Raw genomic sequence first — 8,844 nt, forward strand, 5'->3', positions numbered from 1 at the left:
CATTAACAATTAGCCATAATACAATTCAAATGCTAATTTGCACACAAAAAAATGGGCACAAAGCCCATTAAATCAGTGTATACAACCTCTTCCTGATGCAAACTCATGCACATGCTTTTTCTGTGTGCACTGCCGTGTGCATAACATTCTTAAATAAACAAAAATAATCCTTGATATACCTTTGTAAAACGTTGATATATCAAGGATCAATAAACTCTGTAAGTTTTAATTATGCTGACTAAATGGACAGAGTGATGCTGCCCTCGGCCTTACAGCCACATGGGGTCATTTTGCATGGCGCCAATTGGTGTGTTTCGTAAACACACGGAAATTCTCTATCTAGTTATTTGCAGTCACTGCTAATTCAAGCATTGATTGATTTAGGTCCTTATCAGGATGTACATAAGTACGCATAAACATCTGCAGGCTGTGTCCTAGTCGACTAGCTGCCCATGGGTAACTCATGTTAGGAGTATTCCCTAATTTAGTTGCAACGGTATGACGACATGTATACATAGTTACTGCTAATGATCCATTATTAACTTCAACCTTTTTAGCAGTGCGTTTAAGCATATCATTCATTGTTCGTTGTGCTATTGGCAATCCCTCAGAACACCTAACAAAATCTGTCAAGTTAAGAAGAACTAAGTTGTTATCATTTACTAATTTCTTCCTATTTAGTATTGATTCCTGTTTCTGGTGATAATCTTTCAACACATCCAACAGTTCCGAAGATATAGACAATGTCTTCCGACTCTCACCATGCATTCGCGCTTTAAGATGGCCATTGAATTTCTTTGACCGTTCACACCACGAATCGTCAATAGATAAGACGGTAAAACCACCTTCTTTTGTAAACTCATCCCAGCGCAATGCTTGAATCTCTTGCGGACGCATTCCAGTATCTAACGCAATTAAAATTGCTAATCGACTACCCCAATAGATAAATGGCGTATTTTTTAACTCAGCAAACAAAGTTGTTCGAATTGCATTGACCTCATCACTAGTAAACACATACTTTTTATCTGGAATAGTCATATCACCTTTCCGAAAGAATTGTGATAAAGCTGATTCAGGTACCGGATTAACTGTCAATCCATATTGACGCATCTTATTAAAGAATGATCGAATATTTTGCAATTGACGGTCAATTGTCGTATGCTTTGCCACTCGTGTTTTATGCTTCTTAACGTAATCATGAGCAAAAGAATTAACATCAGCTTCACGAACATCTTTAATCTTTTGACGACCAAAGAATTTCTTAATTAGCTTAGCAGTATACTGCCAATCATAATACGTTGAATCTTCCCAGCGATCATTATCGTGACATTCATCAACATACTTTTGAAATGCTTCTGACAATGGTTGATCAAGCATTTGATTTTCGATTTTGACTTCATCATGAAACTTTGCCCATAACTTTGTTTCTAGGTTAACAGCTTCACTACGGGTAGTACCATTTGTAATAACACTTGGAATCTTTATCGTTTTACCAGTTGTCCTATCAACGGGTTGAATCCGCACACGATAATGCCCTTTTTTCTTGCCACTTTTGATTAATGTTATTGCCATTTTAATTACCTCTTAATAAAAAAGAGGTCACATAGGCCCCCTTTATTGTAACACAACACATTGCTAATTCATTAGCCACTGCTTGACTTCATCGACCTTGTAATACTTACGACAGCCAGGGGCTAACTGATGAACCGGACATGATTGCCCATGTTGATTTTTCTTCTTCAGCATTTTGAATAATGTTGTGTTACCAATTCCAAGAGCTTTGGCAAGTTGTCGAGCATTCTTAAATTCAGTTCCAAACATTATGACAAGCTCCTTTCATCTAATTTGAATCCGTGCCATAATGTTTATGACAACGGTTTTGGCGAATTGTTGTTGAAGGCTTTGTATTACTTTGGCGAGTTGCAAAGCCTTTTTTGCATCCATAAATATCACACCAATTATCATATTGATGCACCAGATGAGAATCGTATGGTTGACCATTCATTGGGCCATTCACTTCCATGATGTAACCAACACGAAGTTTTTCACTATCTGGTACTGGATAACGTTCTTTCATCAGCGGCTTGATAATCGAAACCTTTGTCGGATTACGTAAATCTTCTTGAAGTTTATGTGCCCAAGGAGAGACAATTCGAGCATTGAACTGAATTGTTTCTCCCTTTGCTAATTGCCCTAACTGAGCTAGTTGCTTACCATAATTCAACTCAGCACCGATAGCCACAAACTTAAATTTATCATCGGGATCTAAGCAATAAACATTCTCCAAAGTAACTACTGGCTTATATAGTTCTTCATCAATTGATGCGGCATACTCATCGTTCACTTTAAAACCCTCAATATCAGCTTTAAAAGTGTAACGGTGATTATACCTCATAAAAGAAAGATACATAGTTATCAACTCCTTAGTCATCAAAAAGATTCAATTCATCCAAGTCATCAGGATCATAATAAGCTTCATCTGGCATGCATTCACTCACTGGAGCTTTGGATAATACGCGAACAATCTTTTTTTCTTTCATTGATAGCTGAAAGTACTCATCATACAACCGATCGCTAATATTATACTTACACTTCATTTTTTCAATATCTGTTTGTGTCATAACAACATTAGGAAGACCTTTCCAGCGTTCTGCGTACTCCCCAATACACTTAACCGCTTGGAGATATGCGTCTGGATCAACGTCAGCCCAACTCATATCGAAAAGATCTGAAGGCGGCATTTTAGGAGATAAAATCGTACAAACACCATCTAGAATTTTTGGTGCTGCAGCTTCAATAAACTTTTCCATTGGTAAAAACTTTAATAACTTCTTATCCATTTTTTGTTTCCTCCATTCATTTAACAAACATCGCACTATGCAATCGAGAGACAATACTTCTTAGTCATTAATAATTAGGTGGTGAAACACCAGAAGATAGCATTAGCATTCCTTTTGTCAGTGCATTAATTAACTTTCGTTCCTGTAAACATTCCACATCCATAAAACAATTACCTCTTTCCTATTCATCTAACAATTCCATTCCTTCGCGTAACCCATCAAGCCAAATGTAGGACAAGGCTTCTAGCCGATCATCAGCCTTCAGGTGGTAAAAAGCATCATATTCTTGCTTTGAGATGTGGTACTCTGCACAAGTTTCTTCAATCATCTTTTTGTCGACATATTTTGTCGGCTTACCATCCCATAATTCACCATAGTATCCGTACTTGCGGATAGCTTCTGCCCGATACTTAAACATCACGTCGAGTACGTTTGCCTTAGGGCCTTCCTTATCTAAACGTTCCATGGCGTAACCAATATAAACCTTGTCTGCTAAGGTAACGATTGCTTGAGCTAAGTTAAGATTTGATTTCATAATTTGATTTCTCCTTCATTAGTTATGTTCTTTCAATAATTCATCAGGTGTAATTTGCCATGGAATTCCGACCACTACATCGTTTTGAAGTTCTGCTAACACTTTCACGCGGGCTTCACCAGTTAAGTGATAAAGAGCATCATACTCTTTTTTTGAAACTCCACATTTATTAAGAATTTGACTGATTTTATTGGTATCAATGTATTCATTAGGTTTTCCATCCCATAACTCACCATAAGTACCAAACTTTCGATTAAACTCATATTTAAATAGAAACTCGGCACTTGGTAAGCCAATATTCTTAATCAATTTTGATACAAATTCTCGTTCAAAGCTTTCCTTAATTGTCTTAATAATTAGTTGATTTACATTAGATAATTGACTATTCATAATTTAATTCTCCTTAAATTAGATTGACTTCATGCAACAAAATGTAATTTGGAAGAACCTTGATATGTTTCTTTTGAATACGCCGTATAGTTGCCCGAAACGATTGAAGCTGAGGAATGTCACGCTCTTCAGGACCACGCAGATAGGGCCATCCTTCTTCAATAAACTTTTGTTCGATTATTTGGTATGACTTTTGAACTTCTAAGTTATTTCTTGCAACATAGAACACCCAATTTCGATATACTTCAGTGCCGCGATGATAATAAGAATTACCGTGACGGTCTTTCTTAACAACTTTCCAAAACTTCGTCGGTCGATACCCCTTTTGAAGTTCATTAAATGCTCTTGCAAAGAACGGCGCATAACTTGATAGGTACCAAACACCATACTTGAGTAAGTCACGACCTGTTTGCCAGATACGATTAAACTCATCCTCTGAGTCAAAAGGTCTTGTTTCCCAGAAAACGTACTTCCCATTGTGATGATACTTGGTTGGCACTTGGGCCATATCATAAGCAAAGAATAAATCGGTTGGCTGATCCCAAGATGTTTGCAGATGTTGAAATTTTTTCTCGTGACGCATCGCTGTGATTCCAGTAATCTGATGATTAACTACATTGATAGTAGGGCGATTGAGATCAAGATAATTCTCAAAGACTTCCTGAGGTGTGATCTTGGTTAATCCCACCATCGCTTTCAAGCTATTATCACGACTAAATGTCAACCGCGTTCGTAAATTAGCAGTTTCATCAGTTGTTCCGTCTTTCCTTTTCACATACTTACCGTCAAAAAATTGGTGTACCATGTCGTGATACCAACGATTTTCTTTTAGAGTAATCTGGTCCATTACATTCATGATGTCGTCAATATCAAGTGGCTTTTTAGTCCAAGTAAGGCAACCATCTGTAACGTTATTTAGGAAGATGGTACTGGAATCAACAAGCCAAATTGCCCGTTGCAAAGTAATTATGTGTAAACGAGTAATGGCCGTAAATTGCATAGCTTTTAGTGGATTAGTAATCCTTGAAAACGGTACATAATATGGACGGCCGTTATTGTAATCAGGACTAGTCTTTTCTTTAATGCCTTCAGCGGTTACGCCATAGCACTGGTTGACCACGTTTTTGTTCATTTGATCCTCGGGACTTCCGTGAGTATATTGCTCTCGGCGTTTCTGGAAGATGTCTTGAATATGACCTTCACGACTGACGCCATTCAATGTTCCAGGTTGAATCTTTGCTTGTTTCACAAAGGTAATTCGATGAGTGAAGACCTTTGCGCCACAAACCCAAGCGGTGTAAGCGTCTGTATAGGATAAGTAAACTTCTTGGATCTTCCGAAAATATCGAGGACCGTCATCAACATTTTTCGGGGTAATTACGAATCCTTTGTAGTTTTTCGGATATTCAATATCAAAGATCCCCACGCCGACTGTATAAGGTCCGTTCATTTTTCCGGTGGCTTTAACAATTCGTGAAAACTGGTTAGCAGCCAAGTTGTGAAACTCCCTGAACTTAACGGCACCCAAACCTGGCGCAATATCTGGAATTAGGTGACCAGCTTCCGAATAAGCTGAACTCAAATCCCAATCACGTTTCTCACCGTCCGCCGGAAGCACGCCAGTCCACTGAACCAAGTTATAGCCGCCGCTATACGCTTTAACGGCATCATCAAACATCCGATTTAGAGGAGCATCAACCTTATTAGTCATGTCGTGAACTAAATGCTTATGACTACTATCATTACTAATATCTGTTCGCGGGAAAGCATAACCCTTGCGGATCTTGTCAAAGTCAAGATGATCCGTTAACCATTCCCTCAAATGCTCTGGCGTTGGCTCCGCTAACAATTCATCAAAGTGATAGTTACGTTCAACCTTACCTTTAACGTTTGTTATTTTGGGTTTACATATGGTCATTAAGAAACTTTCAAAATCTTCATCATTATCACTTCGCTGGTTAAGTTGTGATAGAAGTTTGATAACCTCATCAACAATCCAATCAGCTGGCTGTTCATTTTCACAACCAATAATCGTTCCAACAATACTACCAAGCGAAGGTTTCAGTTGTAGAGGCTTAAAATCTCCGAACCCGTCCTTGGTTAAAGTCTGCTGAAAGTTAAGAATAAAAGTTCCATATAAAGCAGTCACAACCACATCTTCAAGAGCATAATCAACAAACTCACTCCGACGATTCTGCCAGAGTTTAGTCATATGTGACTTATAAAATCCTTTGGTGTGTCCGTCCTGAGCATCCCATTTTTCAGTATCGATCTTCGGAACTCCAATCAACTTGCCAAGTCCAGCTAGGTTCAACTTACCAGGTGCAAGCTTAGTCATATCCCGTATGACTAAATGGTCGTTTTTCGTTAATTTGACGATATTTCGATTTTTATCCCGAACGAGCAGCTTTAGTGGTTGACTAGTGAAGACGGTATTACTGTGAATAGCAACGATCTTACTGGCTTTGTCTTTCTTACGCGCATTTTCAGTCAGAATTTTTTCATAGTCTTTGAAAACACTAAGATCGACACCGCCCCAGAAAGTCCAAAACTCTAAGGTGAACTTACGTAACTTCTTCACTTCATCGTAGCTGCCAATATGTCGCAAATACTTCTTCAACAACTTCATTACATCGCTAAAACGGAAAACATCATCAGTGCTATCCCGCTTGATAAAATACAAGGTGGGTGACCGATTACAATAGTTAAAACTTAACTGGATTGAAATAATATCTTCTAGCCGCCGTTGGTTAACTTCAATTAGTTCGCCACCAATTGGAATTTGGTTTCGTGTGTTTGATTGGTATTCAGTGTCAAAACCAATGATTACCTTTCCAGGATCTTCGCCCGGTAATTGCCACTGACTAAATAGCTTTTGTTGAACAAACATAGTTTCAACTCTCCTTTCTAAACGCAAAACAGGCCGTTTGATAGTAATGAGATAAACTCTCACTATTATCAAACGACCTGTTAAAGTCATTTGTTTATTTATAGTCGTCGGATTTTGATGAATGCAGGCTTTTTACCGCCTAATTCTAAGCGTATCCTCGCTTAGACAAGCATTTTTATCATACGTCAGGACTTATTGCTTTTAAGGATTGAACGTCCAATCTCAATCCGCTCACACTACCACGGCATCCTCACGGGTTGCAGGGTTCGTGACACCCTGCTTCTGATACTTTTAGTGGTTAGAGATACAATTGGCTTAGGTAAAATTTCGACCGAGAGCATCAATTCTCGACTACTTAGCCTGTGCTGGTTTGGAACTGATAATAACGACTTTTATATTCATTTCCATACGGATTTGTTCCGTATGACATTATTATAAGCGATATTACATTTTAGTCAATCTTTTTATTAAAAATATTTTTAAATAAATATCGCAATATGGCATATATACAGCATAATGCTGTATAAAAGCATCAGGATTATAACAAAAAGCACTCTCTATTCTCAATGAATTTATTGAAAGTTCTTTGTGACGATTTCTTCTATAACATCTTCTGCTGGAGTGTATTCGCTACTTGCTAATTTTACTAGTTTTTTCCAGACATCATGTTCAAACTGAAGTGTGACCGATACCAGCTCATCACCTTCAGAAACTTCACCAAAGACTTCCTCATACTCATCAGCGTCTAGCTTGTTTTCTGCCCAACGTTTAGCTGCCTCAATTGTAAGAGGCTTAATGTCTTCACCAGATGTCCAACTCTGCATATAGGATACTGCATATTCTGAAAGTGGACCACCACTACCATATAAGAACAGTTGTCCATTCTTCTTACGATATAAGGTTTCAGTTTCATTAGAAAAATCAGATGAAGAAAGACCGTTACTCCATTCAGCAAGCTCTTTAGCAGTTTCAGTGTTGTATAGGATTCCATTAATAATTTTTTTCATGGAAATGCCTCCTTAAATATTTAAGAATTTCGATTGTTTTTAGCAACCCGTGTTCGTTTTTTTCGAACACAAGTCAAAAAAGGGCAGCTTTGCTGCCCAATTTCAAGTCTGGAAAACAATTTTGCTTTGAAAGTAAAAATATTTAAAACAACAAAAAAGGCGAACCAAAAAGGTTCACCTAAAAACGTAATTCAGTTCCAACATCAATCCAAAAAGAGCGACTTTGTCGCTCTTTATTTACATCCTCAAATTATTTTTGCTATGAAGGTTACAAATACCAACTAATCCCAATAAAAAACTTCTTACAACATAATTCCATTAAGGGGTACTCTGTACCCCACCGTCAAAGTAAAAGTAAGAATATGGTAAATAGTGTAACCGTCATAATCAGTACTAATTTCAATCAACACAGTTACTACACAAGGTTCAACCAAGGAATGCTCTGCATTCCAACGTCTTGGTTACGAACCATATCCTCATAAACGGCTGAAATCAACTAAGTTACTATGTTTTATCCTCTATATGTATTGTTTTCCAATTTTACAATTCTGTCAAGCCGTTAAAAAAATCTTATATAAATTTTATGATTTAACTAACACAGCGTGATAATATCACGCTTGTGAAGCCTTCGATTACAAGAATTGGAGGTCTCAAATATGACATATAATTACTTACAAGAAGAAACTAAGGACATAATCGACTACATTAAAAATGAACTAACCTTTACAAATCGCTTAAATTTACTAGCATCAGGAAAACAATCAGGAAAACAACAAGCCACTGAAGAATTAAATGAAAAATTATTTAATGTGGATTCCGTTACTGGCAATGGAAGTGGTTCTTACACCTTTAACACGCTACAAGCTGAAAGAAATCTCGTTGGTAACTGGGAAATTTTAAGAACCGCTATTGACGAGCTGGATCCAAGTTTCGACGCTATCCACAAAGGAGCTGAGGCATGCGACGTCCTAGTACGTATCTACTTACTCCCAACAGCAATCGATGATGCAATTACAAAACTATGGAAAAAAGATGAAAACAGCTAACTTATAACTAATATCTCGCTATTAAAAGAGGACGTGTATCAATTGAACGTCCATGGCAAAAAGTACCACGAGTTTCTTTAGCTCGATGGCGCCTAATACCATGGTCAGGAAGATCGCTTAAACTGATTTCTAGTTT

General features: G+C 37.6%; 9 protein-coding genes and 1 pseudogene. 1 reads left to right on the forward strand and 9 read right to left on the reverse strand.

Translation table 11 applies throughout. The features are described from left to right. Positions 1 to 339: 339 nt before the first annotated feature. The 8 genes from H5975_RS06185 to H5975_RS06220 form a co-directional block, all read right to left on the reverse strand. Entirely contained in the window at positions 340 to 1,572 is a 1,233-nt protein-coding gene (locus tag H5975_RS06185; RefSeq protein WP_047767161.1) for a tyrosine-type recombinase/integrase, read from the reverse strand. 63 nt (positions 1,573 to 1,635) lie between these two features. Continuing rightward, complete coding sequence (locus tag H5975_RS06190; protein WP_047767163.1) at positions 1,636 to 1,821, reverse strand: helix-turn-helix domain-containing protein; 186 nt, start codon at positions 1,819 to 1,821, stop codon at positions 1,636 to 1,638. A 19-nt stretch (positions 1,822 to 1,840) separates the two neighbouring features. Further along, on the reverse strand, positions 1,841 to 2,410 hold the full coding sequence (locus H5975_RS06195) for a hypothetical protein (RefSeq protein ID WP_053002991.1): 570 nt from the start codon (positions 2,408 to 2,410) through the stop codon (positions 1,841 to 1,843). Positions 2,411 to 2,423: 13 nt separating this feature from the next. Then, positions 2,424 to 2,840, reverse strand: a complete 417-nt coding sequence (locus tag H5975_RS06200) for a hypothetical protein (protein WP_047767165.1) — start codon at positions 2,838 to 2,840, stop codon at positions 2,424 to 2,426. Between the two features lie 181 nt (positions 2,841 to 3,021). After that, the gene (locus tag H5975_RS06205) at positions 3,022 to 3,375 is read right to left on the reverse strand and encodes a hypothetical protein (RefSeq protein ID WP_047767167.1); all 354 of its coding nucleotides are present in this window, start codon (positions 3,373 to 3,375) and stop codon (positions 3,022 to 3,024) included. Between the two features lie 18 nt (positions 3,376 to 3,393). Further along, positions 3,394 to 3,765, reverse strand: coding sequence for a hypothetical protein (locus H5975_RS06210; protein ID WP_047767169.1), 372 nt, complete (start codon positions 3,763 to 3,765; stop codon positions 3,394 to 3,396). Positions 3,766 to 3,778: 13 nt separating this feature from the next. Continuing rightward, positions 3,779 to 6,655, reverse strand: a complete 2,877-nt coding sequence (locus H5975_RS06215; RefSeq protein ID WP_047767171.1) for a hypothetical protein — start codon at positions 6,653 to 6,655, stop codon at positions 3,779 to 3,781. Between the two features lie 572 nt (positions 6,656 to 7,227). Then, positions 7,228 to 7,662: a hypothetical protein gene (locus tag H5975_RS06220; RefSeq protein WP_047767173.1), complete on the reverse strand. Its 435-nt coding sequence runs from the start codon at positions 7,660 to 7,662 to the stop codon at positions 7,228 to 7,230. Between the two features lie 656 nt (positions 7,663 to 8,318). Between H5975_RS06220 and H5975_RS06225 the strand changes: the two genes are divergently transcribed. Next, positions 8,319 to 8,708, forward strand: coding sequence for a hypothetical protein (locus H5975_RS06225; RefSeq protein ID WP_204785320.1), 390 nt, complete (start codon positions 8,319 to 8,321; stop codon positions 8,706 to 8,708). A gap of 28 nt (positions 8,709 to 8,736) precedes the next feature. Here the strand turns inward: H5975_RS06225 and H5975_RS06230 are convergent. After that, positions 8,737 to 8,844 (reverse strand): annotated as a pseudogene (locus tag H5975_RS06230) (IS30 family transposase); the annotation flags it as partial.

Source organism: Limosilactobacillus coleohominis (assembly GCF_016901675.1).
Classification (GTDB): Bacteria; Bacillota; Bacilli; order Lactobacillales; family Lactobacillaceae; genus Limosilactobacillus; species Limosilactobacillus intestinavium.